Genomic DNA, 14,250 nt, shown 5'->3' on the forward strand with positions numbered 1-14,250 from the left:
ACACCACGTGATCATTCCGGGGCCGTCGCCATGCCCGGAAGGCAGATCGCGACCGTCACGCTTCACGCATGACCGGCCACCCGACAGGCTCTGAGACGGTCCAGCACGACATGGCGGTGATCTCCCGGCAGCTCCACTGTGACGCCGTTCGTATCTCCGGGCGAGAGCCTGAACGGCTGAGCATCGCTGCCCGACACGCTGCAGACGCTGGCCTTGAGGTCTGGTTCGCCCCCTTTCCCGTGGACCTTCCCCCCGACCAGTTGCTCTCGTTCTTCGGCGACTGCGCCCGTCGGGCCGAAGCCGTACGGGAGGCTGGCGCCGATGTGGTGTTCGTTGCCGGCTGCGAGATCAGCGCGTTCTGCGACGGCTTCATCCCGGGCGATACCTACGGCGACCGCCTGCGGGCCATGGCCGCCGCCGACATGGAGTGGTGGTCCTCCCTCGGGCCGGTGCAGGAGCGCCTCAACGACTTCCTTGCCCAAGTCGCCGCGACCGTCCGCACGCACTTCGGCGGGCGGGTCACGTACGCTTCCGCTCCCTGGGAGTTCGTCGACTGGCATCCGTTCGACCTCGTCGGTATCGATGCCTACCGGGCCGCCTACAACGCCGACAGCTTCCGGGACGAGCTGCGTGGGCACCTCGCCCACGGCAAGCCCGTCGCGGTGACCGAGTACGGAACCTGCGCATACCAGGACGCGGGAGAGCGCGGCGGCATGGCCTGGCAGGTGCCGCACGGCGCGGCACCGGACGAGGAAGAGCAGGTGCGCTACTTCAACGAGCTGCTGGACATCTTCGAGGAGGAAGGCGTGGACACCGCGCTCTGGTTCACCTTCGCCGGTTACAGCAGGTCCGGGGAGCAAGACCTTGGCTCCTACGGCGTCGTCCGGATGCTCGACGAGACCCGCTGGGAACCGAAGAAGGTATTCCACACGATGGCGGCCAGGTACCAACGTAGCTGAAGCGCCAAGTCCCCCCGAGCCCGCCGGGCTCGGGGCGTGCACTCGGCCCGCCGTACGGCGCAGGGTGCGGAGGATCAGTTCTCGGAGGCTGCGTCGCCGGTCGGGGGGTCACCGGCAATCCGCTCATGGTGCCGGATCACTTCGGCGATGATGAAGTTCAGGAGCTTCTCGGCGAAAGCGGGGTCGAGTTTCGCGTTCTCGGCGAGGCGGCGCAGGCGCGCGATCTGTTCGGTTTCGCGGGTCGGGTCGGCCGGGGGCAGTTTGTGGTTCGCCTTGAGATGCCCGACCTGCTGGGTGCACTTGAAGCGCTCGGCGAGCATGTGGACAACAGCAGCGTCGATGTTGTCGATGCTTTCGCGGAGCCGGTTCAGTTCCGCGCGTACGGACTCGTCGATGTCGCTCGGGGTCATGGTCGTCGAGCTTACGGCCTCCGCCGCGACAGGGAGTGGTCTCCCCGTCGCGGAGGAGGCTGTCAGACGCCCGGGGTCCACGCGGTGATCGTCGGTGGGTGTTCGGGGTCGGGGACCTGGTCGCTCCAGCCGCCGGGAACGGCGCGGCCCTGTTGTTCGCGGAAGCGGACGGGGGCGGTGCCGACGCGGCGGGCGAAGAGGCGGGAGAAGTAGGCGGGGTCGTCGTAGCCGACGCGGCGGGCGACCGCGGCGACGGGCAGGTCGGTTGCGGCGAGGAGTTCTTTCGCTCGGCCGAGGCGGATACCGAGGAGGTAGTCCTTGGGGCTGCAGCCGGCGCCGCGGCGTACGGCGGTGCGCAGTTCGGCGGGGGTCATGCTGTGGCGGGCCGCGTGTTCGGCGACGGAGAGGGGCTGGAATGCGTCGCGGGCGAGGGCCTGGAGGACGGGGTCGCCGTCGGGGCTGACGTCGGCGCGGGCGCGGCGCAGGGCGACGAGGAGTTCGTGGACGGCGGCGCCGGTCTCGACTTCGAGGAGGGGATTGCCGCGTCTGGCGGCGCGGACCATGCGGCTGACGGCGGCGCGTGGTCCTGCGGTGTCGGCGAGGGGGACGAGGGGGCGGTCGGGTTCGATGTAGCCGAGTTCGGTGTAGGTGGTGGTGGCGGGGCCGGTGAAGTCGACGAAGGCTTCGTCCCAGCCGGTGCCGGGGTCGGCGCCGTAGTGGTGCGGGGTGCCGGGGGTGAGCCAGATGAGGCTGGGGGCGGTGACGGGTATGCGGCGGCCGTCGGGGCCGCTGAACCAGCCGCTGCCGGAGTTGATGACGACGGCGACGTGGTGGTCGAGGGTGCGGGGGCCGACGGTGGGCAGGGCGCCGTGTTGCAGGCCGACGCCCAGGCAGGCGAGGCCGAGGCGGTGATGGAGCGGGCTGGGCGTGAAGAATCGCATCCAGGTGTGGTACGTCGACATCGGCTTTCCTTCCTCCGCTCGGCTCGGCCGGGCTCGACTCCGCCGGGTTCGCTTCGGCTCGGTCGGCTGCGGTGACCTGCGCATTGTGTCCAAACAGCAGTGATCTTTGTCCATGGACCGGCTGTACGCCAGGGGGCGAGGGTGGATGGGACATTCCTCCCGGGTTCGCCCGCTCCGTGGTGCGTGCCGTTGTGCGGCCCCGGGGTGTGCGGGCCCGGGGGTGGGACCGGTGCAACAGGAGAGTACGAGCACGATGGCTGATTTCACCGTGGGGGACGACCACTTCCGGCTCGACGGGAAGCCTGTACGCCTGCTGTCGGGGGCGCTGCACTATTTCCGGGTGCACGAGGCGCAGTGGGATCACCGGCTGTCGATGCTGCGGGCGATGGGCCTGAACTGTGTGGAGACGTACGTTCCGTGGAATCTGCATGAGCCGGAGCCCGGGGTGTGCCGGGATGTGGCGGCTCTCGGCCGGTTCCTGGATGCGGCGCACCGGGCTGGGCTGTGGGCGATCGTGCGCCCGGGTCCGTACATCTGTGCCGAGTGGGAGAACGGCGGGTTGCCCGCGTGGGTGACGGGCCGGTTCGGGCGGCGGGTGCGGACGCGTGATGCCGGGTATCTGGAGGCGGTCGAGCGGTGGTTCGCCGAGTTGTTGCCGCAGGTGGTGGTGCGGCAGATCGACCGCGGCGGCCCGGTGGTCATGGTTCAGGTGGAGAACGAGTACGGGAGCTACGGCACCGATCAGGTCTATCTGGGGCGGCTGGCGGAGGTGCTGCGCGGGCACGGGGTGAGCGTGCCGCTGTTCACCTCGGACGGGCCGGAGGACCACATGCTGACGGGTGGTTCCGTGCCGGGGTTGCTGGCGACGGCGAATTTCGGCTCGGGGGCGCGTGAGGCGTTCGAGGTGCTGCGCCGGCATCAGCCGGAGGGTCCGCTGATGTGTATGGAGTTCTGGTGCGGCTGGTTCGAGCACTGGGGTGCGGCGCGGGTGGTCCGGGATCCGGCGGAGGCCGCCCAGGCGCTGCGGGAGATTCTGGAGTGCGGGGCATCGGTGAATATCTACATGGCGCACGGGGGGACGAATTTTGCGGGCTGGGCGGGGGCGAACCGCTCGGGTCCGCTGCAGGACCAGGATTTTCTGCCGACGGTGACGTCGTACGACTACGATGCGCCGATCGACGAGTACGGGCGGCCGACGGAGAAGTTCTGGCTGTTCCGGAAGGTCCTGGCGGAGTTCGCGGACGGTCCGCTCCCGGAGCTGCCGCCGGAGCCGGCCGGGCCCCCGGCGCCGGTGCGGGCGGAGCTGACCGGGTGGGCGCCGCTGTCTGTGGTGCTGGACGTGCTGGGCGACCCGGAACGGGCGGAGTCCGGTGTTCCGCCGACGTTCGAGGAGCTGGGCGTGGACCGGGGCCTGGTGCGGTACGAGGTCGCCGTTCCGGGTTTGCGACGCCCGTATGCGCTGGGTGTGACCGGGCTCCGGGACCGGGCGGTGGTGTATGTGAACGGGGTCCGGGAAGGCGTGCTGACCGGCGAGAGCGCCACCCTCGACGAGCCGGTGGCCGGGCCCGCGTCGGTCGAGCTGTGGGTGGAGTCGCTGGGCCGGGTCAATTACGGGCCGCGGCTGGCTGAGCCGAAGGGCATCACGGGCGGCGTCCGGCACGAGCGGCAGTATCTGCACGGGGTGCGGGCGCGGGCGCTGCGGCTGGCCGCTTTCGAGGAGCCGGGTGCGGTGGACGCGGTGCCCTTCGGGGCTGTCGCCGGGAGGGGTCGCGCCGGGCTGTACCGGGGTTCGTTCGAGTCGGCGGTTCCGGGGCGCGCGGGTCTTCCGGATCATGCGGGGATCGAACTGCCGGGCTGGACGCGCGGGTTCGTCTGGGTGAACGGTTTCTGTCTGGGCCGGTACTGGTCGGCGGGTCCGCAGCGGACGCTGTATGTGCCGGGTCCGGTTCTGCGGGAGGGCGTCAACGAGGTGTGGGTGCTGGAGGTGGAGTGCGCCGGGGATCCGTGGGTGGAGCTGGGTCCGGGTGTGCCCGTCCGGACGGGCACACCCGGGGGTGCTCAGGGCTGATGCGGTGGGGCCGGTCGGGGCGTCCGGGTGTGGCTGCCGCGGAGGCGATGGTCGCGGCGAAGGCCGACACCTCTCTGTACACCCCGGGGTGGCCGGGTTCGGCGCAGCCCCGGCCCCGGCTGACGATGCCGGCCTGGATCCAGGCTCCGGCACCGTCCTTGCGGAACGTGGGGCCGCCGGACTCGCCCTGGCGGGTGTCGGCGCCACCGGTGTCGCAGGGCCTCGAAAGCCCACTCCCTGTCACGGGGCAGGCCGTTACAGTGGAAGCCGGTTGAGCGTCACGGATGGGGGTGCGAACGTGGCGGACGGCGGCCCGGTGGTGCATGGCTTCCCTCATCTGGACATCGTCCGGTCCGCGATCACCGCGCTGTACCGGAGGCTGTCGTACGACGGTGTGCGCAGGTACGCTCCGAGCCTGTTGCCTGCCGACGCGGCCTTCTCCGACCAGGACGATCTGCATCTGGGGGCGCAGCGCGTGGCGCGGGCGATGGTCCGGCATCTGCATCTGCCGGATGCCCGCATGATCGTCGGGTTCCGGGCGATGGAGCATGCGGGAAGTGTCGAACTCGCGGCGGGGCCCGAGTATTTCGTCGAGCTCAACGACCGTTTTCGCACTCATCGCAGGGACATCGGTGCGGCGCTGTCGCACGAGGTGATGCATGTGCTGTTGCACCGGCTGGGTCTGGAGTTCTCCGGTACGCGGGACAACGAGATCCTGACGGACACGGCGGCGGCGTATCTGGGGGCAGGCTGGCTGCTGCTCGACGCGTTCCGGGAGGACGCCGCCTCCAGTCAGAAGCTCGGCTATCTCACTCCGGAGGAGTTCGGGTATGTGCTGGCCAAGCGGGCGTTGGTGTTCGACGAGGATCCGTCGCCGTGGTTCACGAGTCCGCAGGCGTATACGGCGTACGTGAGGGGGCGGGCGCTGGCGCTGCGGGACGGGCAGCAGCCTCCGCTGGCGGCGGCGGGCTGGGCCGGCCGGCACCGTTACGCGAAGGACCGGCGGTACGCCCAGGACCATGCGGGGGCCGCCGCGACCCCGGGGGTCCCGTACCGGTTCGAGGAGGGTCCGGGGGGTTGGCGGGTCTCGTTCACCTGCCCGACCTGCCACCAGCGCATCCGGGTACCGGTCCGCGGCCGGGTGCGGGCGCGGTGCGGGTTGTGCCGCACGGTGCTGGACTGCAATACCTGAGCCCGTCGGGGCCCTCGGTCGTAGAGTCGATGGGTGGCAGAAGATCCGATGACGGACACGCAGAACCTGTTCGAGGCCCTGTACGAGGGTGAGGACGCCGTCGTGCGGCTGCTGCGCGCGGGGGTGCCTGCCGAGTCGGTCGACGAGAACGGTGCGACGGCGCTCTATCTGGCGGCGGTGTCGGACCGGCCGGGTGTGGTGCGGCTGCTGCTGGCGGCGGGCGCCGATCCGGACCGGGCGTGCGGGCCCGAGGCGGGCGATCTGCCGATCTGCGGGGCGGCGTGCGGCGGGCACACGGAGGTGGTCGAGGCGCTGCTGGCGGCCGGGGCGCAGCCGGATCTGCGGGAGCAGTTCGGGTTCACGGCGCTGCGGTGGGCGGTGGGTCTGGGTCATGCGCGGACCACGGAAGTGCTGCTCGCCCATGGGGCGGACCCCGGTCTGCCGGGACCGGGGCCGGGGTATGAACCGCCGCTGGTGTTCGCGGTGCGGCGCGGGTCGCTGGAGACCGTGCGGGCGCTGCTGCGGTACGGGGCGGGTGCGCGGGCCGGGGCGCTGGAGGAGGCGTTGCGGGAGGCGCGCCGGATGCTTGCGCTGGATGTGGAGCAGGAGATGCGGCGCGCGCTTCGGGAGATGTACGGGGACGGGCCGGGGGTGGTGGTGCGCCGTACGCCGGTGGACGGCGGGGAGACGGTGGCCGTCGAACTGGTGCGGGACGGGGTGCCGTTCGCGGGGCAGGAGCAGCAGACGGGGCACGGTGCGATCGCCACGGTCCTGGAGGGGGAGCTGGGTCTGCGGACGCCGTACGCGGAGCTGGCGGCGCGGGCGCTGCGCGGCGGGAACCCGGAGCTGGACAACTGGCACGAGGCGGTCGAGGTGCTGTGGCGGCGGGGCGACGAGGAGACGTTCCAGGCGGGCGCCGCGTGGTGCGCGGGCGACGGTGAGCCGTTGCGGCAGGCGTTCGGTGCGGATGTGCTGGCCCAGCTCGGTTTCCGCGCCGGGTCGAAGCCTTTTGCCGCCCGTTCGGTTCCGCTGCTGCGGAAGCTGGCGCGGGAGGCGGCGGATACGGAGCTGATCCAGTCGGCGGTGCTGGGGCTGGGGCACCATGGGGATCCGGTGGCCCTGCCGGAGGTGCTGCGGCATGCGGGGAATCCGGAGCGGGTGGTGCGCCGTGCGGTGACGCTGGCGCTGTTCGACCTGGTTTCCGGCGACCATGCGGAGGGGGTCGCGGCGCTGGTGGGGCTGAGCCGGGACACCGATGCGGAGGTGCGGGACTGGGCTACGACGGCGCTGGCCGCGCTGGACGCGGACACACCGGTGCTCCGCGCGGCGCTGGCGGAGCGGCTGGACGACGCGGATCCGGACACGGTCGCGGAGGCGGCACAGGGCCTGGCGCGGCGTCAGGACCCGCGGGCGGTACCGGTGTTGGAGCGGTTGCTGCAGGAGTCGGAGCCGGACGGTTATGCGTGGGCGGTGGCTGTCGACGCGGCGGCGTGCGTGGCGGACGGCCCGGTCAGGGAGCGTCTGGAACGGATGTGTCCGCGCCTGCCGTGAGCGGCGCGGTGACGAGTGGGCAGCGGGTGCCCGAGTGATGGTCGGCATGCACGTGTTGCGGTGGATGCGCGGGGAGCGGGTTCGGCGCCCGCGGCCATCCGGTTGACCAGGTCCGGCTCGCGCAGCAGCGGTCTCCGTTTCCGGGGGTGGGATGGGTTCCGGCCCTCGGCGGCGGGCGGGGCGGGGCTGAGGTCCGGACAGGCCGGTGCGGGGAGCGGAACCGCTTTCGGAGCGGCCCCGCCCTACCGCGCCCCGTACACCGGCTCCGCCGGTACCGTTTGCGCCAGCAGCTTCCGGGTGGCCTCCCCCGCCTCCGCGGGCGCCCATCGTGCCCCCCGGTCCGTGGTGGGTCCGGGGCGCCAGCCCTCCATCACGGTGATGCGGCCTCCCTCCGCCTCGAAGACCCGTCCGGTCACTCCGTCGCTCGCGTCCGAGCCCAGCCACACCACCAGGGGTGACACGTTCTCCGGGGCCATCGCGTCGAATGCCCCGGTCCCCTCCCCCGGAGCCGCCATCGTCGCCGCGAACGTCTGCTCGGTCATCCGGGTCCGGGCCGCCGGGGCGATGGCGTTGACCTGGACGCCGTACCGGCCCATTTCCGCCGCGGCGACCAGGGTCAGGCCGACGATCCCGGCTTTCGCCGCGGCGTAGTTGCCCTGGCCGACGCTGCCGAGCAGGCCCGCGCCGGAGCTGGTGTTGATCACCCGGGCGGCTGGGGTGCGGCCCGCCTTGGTCTCGGCCCGCCAGTGTGCCGCCGCGTGTTTGAGGGTCAGGAAGTGGCCTCTCAGATGGACTCGCAGCACCGCGTCCCAGTCGTCCGCGTCCAGGTTGACGAGCATGCGGTCGCGCAGGAATCCCGCGTTGTTGACGAGTGTGTCCAGCCGCCCGAACGCGTCCAGTGCGGTCGCGATCAGCGAGGACGCGCCCTCCGGCGTCGCGATGTCTCCTCCGTGGGCCACCGCCTCGCCGCCTGTGGCGATGATCTCGTCGACGACGTCCCGGGCCGGTCCGGCGGACCCTCCGTCGCCGTCGGGTCCGACGCCCAGGTCGTTGACCACGACCTTCGCTCCCTCGGCGGCGAATGCCAGCGCGTGGGCCCGGCCGAGCCCGCGCCCGGCGCCCGTCACGATGACGACGCGTCCGGCGCAGATCCGGGTGTCGTGTGCGTCGCTGCTTGCGGTCATCTCACATCTCCTTGTTGGCGATGCGGGGGAAGGCTGCTACCTTCCACCTAACAAATGTTTGGTGGAAAGGTAGCTGATCCGCTCATGGGTGTCTCCACCTCCAGCCCCGCCACAGGCATTTCCGTCGTCACCGTCGACTGTCCGCCCGTCAACGCACTGCCCGTTCAGGGCTGGTACGACCTCGCCGACGCACTCCGCGCCGCGGGCCGCGATCCCGAGGTCCGGTGCGTCGTCCTGGCCGCCGCCGGGCGCGGCTTCAACGCGGGTGTCGACATCAAGGAGATGCAGCGCGACGCCGGGCACGACGCCCTGATCGGCGCCAACCGCGGCTGCTTCGAGGCCTTCGCCGCGGTGTACGAGTGCGAGGTGCCGGTCGTCGCCGCGGTGAACGGCTTCTGCCTCGGCGGTGGCATCGGTCTCGTCGGGAACGCCGACGCGATCGTGGCGAGCGACGACGCGACGTTCGGTCTGCCGGAACTGGACCGGGGTGCGCTCGGCGCCGCGACCCATCTCGCCCGGCTCGTCCCCCAGCACCTGATGCGCGCGCTGTACTACACCTCGCGCACCGCCACGGCCGCCGAGCTGCACGCCCACGGCTCCGTCTGGAAGGTCGTCCCGCGCACCGAACTCATGCACAGCGCGATGGAGTTGGCTGGGGAGATCGCCCGTAAGGACGGGCATCTGATCCGGCTCGCCAAGGCCGCCATCAACGGCATCGACCCGGTGGACGTACGCCGCAGCTACCGCTTCGAGCAGGGCTTCACCTTCGAGGCCAACCTCAGCGGCATCGCCGGCCGCGTCCGTGACACCTTCGGCAAGGAGGCACGACCGTGACCGGCAAGACCATGACGGCCGAGGAGGTCGTCTCCCGGCTCAGCAGCGGCATGACGATCGGCATCGGGGGCTGGGGCTCGCGCCGCAAGCCGATGGCCCTGGTACGGGCACTGCTCCGGTCCGGGATCACCGATCTCACCGTGATCTCGTACGGTGGCCCCGACGTCGGCCTGCACGCCCACGGCTCCGTCTGGAAGGTCGTCCCGCGCACCGAACTCATGCACAGCGCGATGGAGTTGGCTGGGGAGATCGCCCGTAAGGACGGGCATCTGATCCGGCTCGCCAAGGCCGCCATCAACGGCATCGACCCGGTGGACGTACGCCGCAGCTACCGCTTCGAGCAGGGCTTCACCTTCGAGGCCAACCTCAGCGGCATCGCCGGCCGCGTCCGTGACACCTTCGGCAAGGAGGCACGACCGTGACCGGCAAGACCATGACGGCCGAGGAGGTCGTCTCCCGGCTCAGCAGCGGCATGACGATCGGCATCGGGGGCTGGGGCTCGCGCCGCAAGCCGATGGCCCTGGTACGGGCACTGCTCCGGTCCGGGATCACCGATCTCACCGTGATCTCGTACGGTGGCCCCGACGTCGGCCTGCTCGCCGCCGCCGGAAAGATCCGCACGCTGGTCGCGGCCTTCGCCACGCTCGACTCGATCCCGCTCGAACCGCACTTCAGGGCGGCCCGCCAGCGCGGCGCCTTCGAGCTGAGGGAGATCGACGAGGCGATGTTCATGTGGGGACTGCACGCCGCCGCGAACCGGCTGCCGTTCCTGCCGGTCCGGGCGGGCATCGGCTCGGATGTCATGCGGGTCAACCCCGGTCTGCGTACGGTGCGTTCACCGTACGAGGACGGCGAGGAGTTCGTCGCGATGCCGGCCCTGCGGATGGACGCGGCGCTGGTCCACCTGAACCGCGCCGACCGGTCCGGAAACGGCCAGTACCTCGGGCCGGACCCGTACTTCGACGACCTGTTCTGCGAGGCCGCCGACACCGCGTACGTCTCCTGCGAACGGCTCGTGGAGACCACCGAACTGACCGCGGAGGCCGCCCCGCAGACCCTGCTCGTCAAGCGGCACTCGGTCACCGGCGTCGTCGAGACCCCGAACGGCGCGCACTTCACCTCCTGCGCCCCCGACCACCCGCGCGACGAGGCGTTCCAGAGGGCGTACGCCACCGCGGCGGCGGACCCGGACGCCTGGGCGGCGTTCACCGGCCGGTTCCTGCCGGCGGACGGTGACGAGAAGAGCTACCAACTGGCCGTCCGGACCTGGCACGAGGAGCAGAAGTGACGACGACCCCCGGGCCCCGGGCCATCACCCGGGCCGAGTACTGCGTGATCGCCTGCGCGGACGCCTGGCGCGACAACGGCGAGGTCCTCGCCAGCCCGATGGGCCTGATCCCGTCCCTCGGCGCCCGCCTCGCCAAGCGCACCTTCTCGCCCGATCTGCTGCTCACCGATGGTGAAGCGATGATCGTCGACCTCGACGGCACGCCCGAGGGATGGCTGCCGTACCGCCGGCACCTCGCCATGGTCACCGGCGGCAAGCGGCACGTGATGATGGGCGCCGGCCAGATCGACCGGTTCGGCAATCAGAACATCTCCTGCATCGGCGACTGGGAACAACCGGCCCGTCAGCTGCTGGGCGTCCGCGGCGCTCCCGTCAACACCCTCAACAATCCAGTCAGTTACTGGGTTCCCAAGCACTCCCCCCGGGTGTTCGTCGAGCGCGTCGACATGATCAGCGGGGTCGGCTACGACAGTGCGGCGGCCGCCGGACCGTCGGCGACCCGCTACCACCGCATCCCACGCGTCGTCACCGACCTCGGTGTCCTCGACTTCGCGACCCCGGACCGCTCGATGCGCCTCGCCTCGCTGCACCCCGGCGTCACCGTCGGCACGGTGCGCGCGGCGACCGGCTTCGCGCTGACGATGGCCGACGACGTCCCGTGCACCCGCGAGCCGACCGCCGGCGAACTCCGGCTGATCCGCGAGGTCATCGACCCGATGGGCACACGCGACCGCGAGGTCGGCAGCTGATGGACGCGACGGATCCGATGCGCACCCCGCTCACCGAGCTCGTCGGCGTGCGCCACCCGATCGTGCAGACCGGCATGGGCTGGGTCGCCGGTCCCCGCTTGGTCTCCGCCACCGCCGAGGCGGGTGCGCTCGGCATTCTCGCCTCGGCGACGATGACCGCGGAGCAGCTGCGCGCAGCGGTACGGGAGGTCAAGTCCCGTACGCGGGCGCCGTTCGGAGTCAATCTGCGGGCCGACGCCGGTGATGCGCGCGACCGGGTACGGATCATCATCGACGAGGGTGTGAAGGTCGCGTCGTTCGCGCTGGCCCCGTCGAAGGAGCTGATCGCGGAGCTGAAGGACGCGGGGGTGGTCGTCGTCCCGTCGGTCGGTGCCCGGCGCCACGCCGAGAAGGTCGCGGCGTGGGGTGCGGACGCGGTGATCGTGCAGGGCGGCGAGGGCGGCGGGCACACGGGCGACGTGGCGACGACGGTGCTGCTGCCGCAGGTGGTGGACGCGGTGGACATCCCGGTGATCGCGGCGGGCGGCTTCCATGACGGCCGCGGTCTGGTCGCGGCGCTGGCGTACGGGGCGGCGGGCATCGCGATGGGTACGCGGTTCCTGCTGACGTCCGACTCGACGGTCCCGGACGCGGTGAAGGCACGCTATCTGGCGGCGGGCGTCAAGGACGTCACGGTCACGACGGCGGTGGACGGGCTGCCGCACCGGATGCTGCGTACGGAGATGGTCGCCGGGCTGGAGAACGCGGGCCGCACCAGGGCGCTGGCCCAGGCGGTGCGCCGGGCCGCGGGCTTCAGACGGATCTCGGGGCTGAGCTGGTCCCGGATGGTGCGCGACGGCATGGCGCTGAAGCACGGCAGGGACCTGTCGTGGAGCCAGGTGCTGCTGGCGGCGAACACACCGATGCTGCTGAAGGCGTCGATGGTCGACGGCCGGACGGATCTGGGTGTGATGGCGTCGGGTCAGGTGGCGGGCCTGATCGAAGACCTGCCGAGCTCCGCGGAGCTGGTGGAACGGGTGATGGAGGAGGCGCGGGAAGTACTGAAGGGGCTGCCTCGGGTGTAGGGGCGGGGGCGGGGTACCCAGGTCCGTCCGGGGCCGCTCCATGGTGCGGAACGAAAGAGCCGGACAGGCGGATGGATCCAGCCTGTCCGGCGACCCCGGACCGGGGTCCGGGGCGGAGCCCCGGTGCGGTGACCGGTCGACCGGTCACCGCACCTCGTACGTGGCTACGCCGCCCTGCGACCCCGCGCGGCCGCGCTGCCATTGCTTCGCCCGGAGCCTCCCGCGCGCCCCGAAGCCGCGCCCGAACCGTTGCCACGGCCCGCGCCGCCGGTCCGTGCCGCGCCGCCCCCCTGCGTGGCCCCGGCCCCGGCCCCGCTTCCGGCGCCCGACCCACCGCGTCGGCCCCGGCCCCGGGTGCCGGAACGGAACGGCGCACCGCCTCCGGTCCCACCGGCCCCGCCCGACCGTGTGCGCGGCTTCGGCTGGGTCGGCTGGGGGACCTCGATGACGACCGCGATGCCGGACGGCTCGCGCGCCCCGGTGATCCGGCTGAGTTCCTCGTCGCTGGACTTGATCCGGGTGGTTCGCGGCGCGATGCCCGCGTCGGCCATCAGCCGGGTCATCTCCCGCTTCTCCTCCGGCAGCACCAGCGTGACGACGCTGCCCGATTCCCCGGCGCGCGCCGTGCGACCGCCGCGGTGGAGGTAGTCCTTGTGGTCTGTCGGCGGGTCCACGTTCACGACCAGGTCGAGGTCGTCGACGTGGATGCCTCGGGCGGCCACGTTCGTCGCGACGAGTGCGGTGACCTGACCGTTCTTGAACTGGTCGAGCGTCCGGTTGCGCTGCGGCTGGGAGCGCCCGCCGTGCAGTGCGGCAGCCCGGACACCGCTGGCCAGCAGCCGCTTGGCGAAGCGGTCGGCGGCACGCTTGGTGTCCACGAACATGATCACGCGGCCGTCGCGGGCCGCGATCCTGGTGGCGATCACCTTCTTGTCGGTCTCGTCGGCCACATGCAGCACGTGGTGCTCCATGGTGGTGACGGCGCCCGCGGAGGGGTCGACCGAGTGCACGACCGGGTCGGTCAGGAACATCTTGACCAGCCGGTCGATGTTCTTGTCCAGGGTCGCGGAGAACAGCATCCGCTGACCGTCCGGCTCGACCTGCTTGAGCAGTCCGACGACCTGGGGCATGAAGCCCATGTCGGCCATCTGGTCGGCCTCGTCGAGAACGGTGATGGACACCTGGTCGAGTCGGGCGTCGCCGCGCTCGATGAGGTCCTTCAGTCGGCCCGGCGTGGCGACGAGCACCTCGGCGCCGCGGCGCAGCGTGCCGGCCTGCTTGCTGATCGACATGCCGCCGACGACGGTGGCGAGCCGCAGGTTCACGGATGTCGCGTACGGCGTGAGCGCGTCGGTGACCTGCTGGGCGAGCTCGCGGGTCGGGACGAGGACGAGTGCCAGCGGGGCGCGCGGCTCGGAGCGGCGTCCGGCGGTGCGGGCGAGAAGCGCGAGGCCGAAGGCCAGGGTCTTGCCGGAGCCGGTGCGGCCGCGGCCGAGGATGTCCCGGCCTGCGAGCGAGTTCGGCAGAGTGGCGCCCTGGATCGGGAACGGATCGGTGACGCCCTGCGCGGCAAGGGTTTTCAGCAGGGCGGCGGGCATGTCCAGCTCGGCGAACGCCTCGACGGCGGGCAGTGCGGGGGTCATGGTTTCGGGCAGGGCGAATTCGCCCTGCGGCGGCGTGGCCCTGCGACGGGGCGACGCCTTGCCGGATCCCTTGCCGGAACCCTTAGCGGTTGCCTGTGCCGGGGCCGTGCCGCGCCCCCTCGACGGGCGGGTGCGGGCGGGTCGGTCCTGGCGTTCGGAGCGGGTCATACGGAATTGCCCTCCTGGGGATTCCTGGGAACTACTTGGGACTGCTGGGGACTGTCGGGGACTCTACGGAGCGCGCGTACCGGCTCGCGAATTCTCAGTGAATGTTCGAATTCCGGTCGTATGTGCGTACATATGGGACTCTCGGCGCACTTCCCCGGGACAGCACAAGCCGGGACCC

14 protein-coding genes are annotated in these 14,250 nt (G+C 71.7%); 9 read left to right on the top strand and 5 right to left on the bottom strand.

Annotated elements, in window-relative coordinates; translation table 11 throughout:
• Window positions 1-239: 239 nt before the first annotated feature.
• A complete protein-coding gene (locus ACGFSA_RS17690; RefSeq protein ID WP_393305140.1) occupies window positions 240-959 on the top strand; it encodes a hypothetical protein in 720 nt (239 codons plus the stop codon).
• A gap of 74 nt (window positions 960-1,033) precedes the next feature.
• Here ACGFSA_RS17690 and ACGFSA_RS17695 read toward each other — a convergent pair whose 3' ends face one another.
• Window positions 1,034-1,369, bottom strand: coding sequence for a chorismate mutase (locus ACGFSA_RS17695; RefSeq protein WP_376664642.1), 336 nt, complete (start codon window positions 1,367-1,369; stop codon window positions 1,034-1,036).
• 62 nt (window positions 1,370-1,431) lie between these two features.
• Entirely contained in the window at window positions 1,432-2,331 is a 900-nt protein-coding gene (locus ACGFSA_RS17700) for a helix-turn-helix domain-containing protein (protein WP_393305142.1), read from the bottom strand.
• A gap of 253 nt (window positions 2,332-2,584) precedes the next feature.
• Between ACGFSA_RS17700 and ACGFSA_RS17705 the strand changes: the two genes are divergently transcribed.
• Window positions 2,585-4,399 (top strand): beta-galactosidase family protein, encoded by a 1,815-nt coding sequence (locus tag ACGFSA_RS17705; RefSeq protein ID WP_393305144.1) that lies wholly within the window; start codon window positions 2,585-2,587, stop codon window positions 4,397-4,399.
• Here ACGFSA_RS17705 and ACGFSA_RS17710 read toward each other — a convergent pair.
• Window positions 4,293-4,736: a trypsin-like serine protease gene (locus tag ACGFSA_RS17710; RefSeq protein ID WP_393305146.1), complete on the bottom strand. Its 444-nt coding sequence runs from the start codon at window positions 4,734-4,736 to the stop codon at window positions 4,293-4,295. The two genes, ACGFSA_RS17705 and ACGFSA_RS17710, sit on opposite strands and share 107 nt — an antisense overlap.
• Between ACGFSA_RS17710 and ACGFSA_RS17715 the strand changes: the two genes are divergently transcribed.
• Both ACGFSA_RS17715 and ACGFSA_RS17720 read left to right on the top strand, forming a co-directional pair.
• Complete coding sequence (locus tag ACGFSA_RS17715; RefSeq protein WP_393305148.1) at window positions 4,671-5,591, top strand: hypothetical protein; 921 nt, start codon at window positions 4,671-4,673, stop codon at window positions 5,589-5,591. The genes ACGFSA_RS17710 and ACGFSA_RS17715 overlap by 66 nt on opposite strands.
• Before the next feature lie 48 nt (window positions 5,592-5,639).
• Complete coding sequence (locus ACGFSA_RS17720) at window positions 5,640-7,142, top strand: ankyrin repeat domain-containing protein (RefSeq protein WP_393305150.1); 1,503 nt, start codon at window positions 5,640-5,642, stop codon at window positions 7,140-7,142.
• Between the two features lie 242 nt (window positions 7,143-7,384).
• On the opposite strand, the gene ACGFSA_RS17725 is transcribed toward ACGFSA_RS17720, so the two are convergent.
• A complete protein-coding gene (locus ACGFSA_RS17725) occupies window positions 7,385-8,326 on the bottom strand; it encodes an SDR family oxidoreductase (protein WP_393305152.1) in 942 nt (313 codons plus the stop codon).
• Window positions 8,327-8,410: 84 nt separating this feature from the next.
• On the opposite strand from ACGFSA_RS17725, the gene ACGFSA_RS17730 reads away from it, so the two are divergent.
• From ACGFSA_RS17730 to ACGFSA_RS17750, 5 genes are read left to right on the top strand one after another with little or no spacing between them, the layout of a single operon-like run.
• Window positions 8,411-9,160 (top strand): enoyl-CoA hydratase family protein, encoded by a 750-nt coding sequence (locus ACGFSA_RS17730; protein ID WP_393305154.1) that lies wholly within the window; start codon window positions 8,411-8,413, stop codon window positions 9,158-9,160.
• Between the two features lie 50 nt (window positions 9,161-9,210).
• Window positions 9,211-9,582 (top strand): CoA-transferase, encoded by a 372-nt coding sequence (locus ACGFSA_RS17735; protein ID WP_393305312.1) that lies wholly within the window; start codon window positions 9,211-9,213, stop codon window positions 9,580-9,582.
• Window positions 9,579-10,448, top strand: coding sequence for a CoA transferase subunit A (locus ACGFSA_RS17740; protein WP_393305156.1), 870 nt, complete (start codon window positions 9,579-9,581; stop codon window positions 10,446-10,448). The genes ACGFSA_RS17735 and ACGFSA_RS17740 overlap by 4 nt, the downstream gene beginning before the upstream one ends.
• On the top strand, window positions 10,445-11,197 hold the full coding sequence (locus ACGFSA_RS17745) for a CoA-transferase subunit beta (protein WP_393305158.1): 753 nt from the start codon (window positions 10,445-10,447) through the stop codon (window positions 11,195-11,197). Before ACGFSA_RS17740 ends, ACGFSA_RS17745 begins: the two co-directional genes overlap by 4 nt.
• A gap of 17 nt (window positions 11,198-11,214) precedes the next feature.
• Window positions 11,215-12,261 carry an NAD(P)H-dependent flavin oxidoreductase gene (locus tag ACGFSA_RS17750; RefSeq protein ID WP_393305314.1) on the top strand — a complete coding sequence of 349 codons (1,047 nt, stop codon included), beginning with the start codon at window positions 11,215-11,217 and terminating at the stop codon, window positions 12,259-12,261.
• A gap of 164 nt (window positions 12,262-12,425) precedes the next feature.
• Here ACGFSA_RS17750 and ACGFSA_RS17755 read toward each other — a convergent pair whose 3' ends face one another.
• The gene (locus ACGFSA_RS17755; protein ID WP_393305160.1) at window positions 12,426-14,072 is read right to left on the bottom strand and encodes a DEAD/DEAH box helicase; all 1,647 of its coding nucleotides are present in this window, start codon (window positions 14,070-14,072) and stop codon (window positions 12,426-12,428) included.
• Between the last annotated feature and the right edge of the window lie 178 nt (window positions 14,073-14,250).

The sequence above is a fragment of the Streptomyces sp. NPDC048496 genome (assembly GCF_043200055.1).
Lineage (GTDB): Bacteria > Actinomycetota > Actinomycetes > Streptomycetales > Streptomycetaceae > Streptomyces.

Excerpts from the sequence above, each read along its gene's own strand:
- ACGFSA_RS17695 (WP_376664642.1), bottom strand. The coding sequence starts at position 1,369 with ATGACCCCGAGCGACATCGACGAGTCCGTACGCGCGGAACTGAACCGG.
- ACGFSA_RS17700 (WP_393305142.1), bottom strand. The coding sequence starts at position 2,331 with ATGTCGACGTACCACACCTGGATGCGATTCTTCACGCCCAGCCCGCTC.
- ACGFSA_RS17705 (WP_393305144.1), top strand. The coding sequence starts at position 2,585 with ATGGCTGATTTCACCGTGGGGGACGACCACTTCCGGCTCGACGGGAAG.
- ACGFSA_RS17710 (WP_393305146.1), bottom strand. The coding sequence starts at position 4,736 with ATGAGGGAAGCCATGCACCACCGGGCCGCCGTCCGCCACGTTCGCACC.
- ACGFSA_RS17720 (WP_393305150.1), top strand. The coding sequence starts at position 5,640 with ATGACGGACACGCAGAACCTGTTCGAGGCCCTGTACGAGGGTGAGGAC.
- ACGFSA_RS17725 (WP_393305152.1), bottom strand. The coding sequence starts at position 8,326 with ATGACCGCAAGCAGCGACGCACACGACACCCGGATCTGCGCCGGACGC.
- ACGFSA_RS17730 (WP_393305154.1), top strand. The coding sequence starts at position 8,411 with ATGGGTGTCTCCACCTCCAGCCCCGCCACAGGCATTTCCGTCGTCACC.
- ACGFSA_RS17735 (WP_393305312.1), top strand. The coding sequence starts at position 9,211 with ATGACGATCGGCATCGGGGGCTGGGGCTCGCGCCGCAAGCCGATGGCC.
- ACGFSA_RS17750 (WP_393305314.1), top strand. The coding sequence starts at position 11,215 with ATGCGCACCCCGCTCACCGAGCTCGTCGGCGTGCGCCACCCGATCGTG.
- ACGFSA_RS17755 (WP_393305160.1), bottom strand. The coding sequence starts at position 14,072 with ATGACCCGCTCCGAACGCCAGGACCGACCCGCCCGCACCCGCCCGTCG.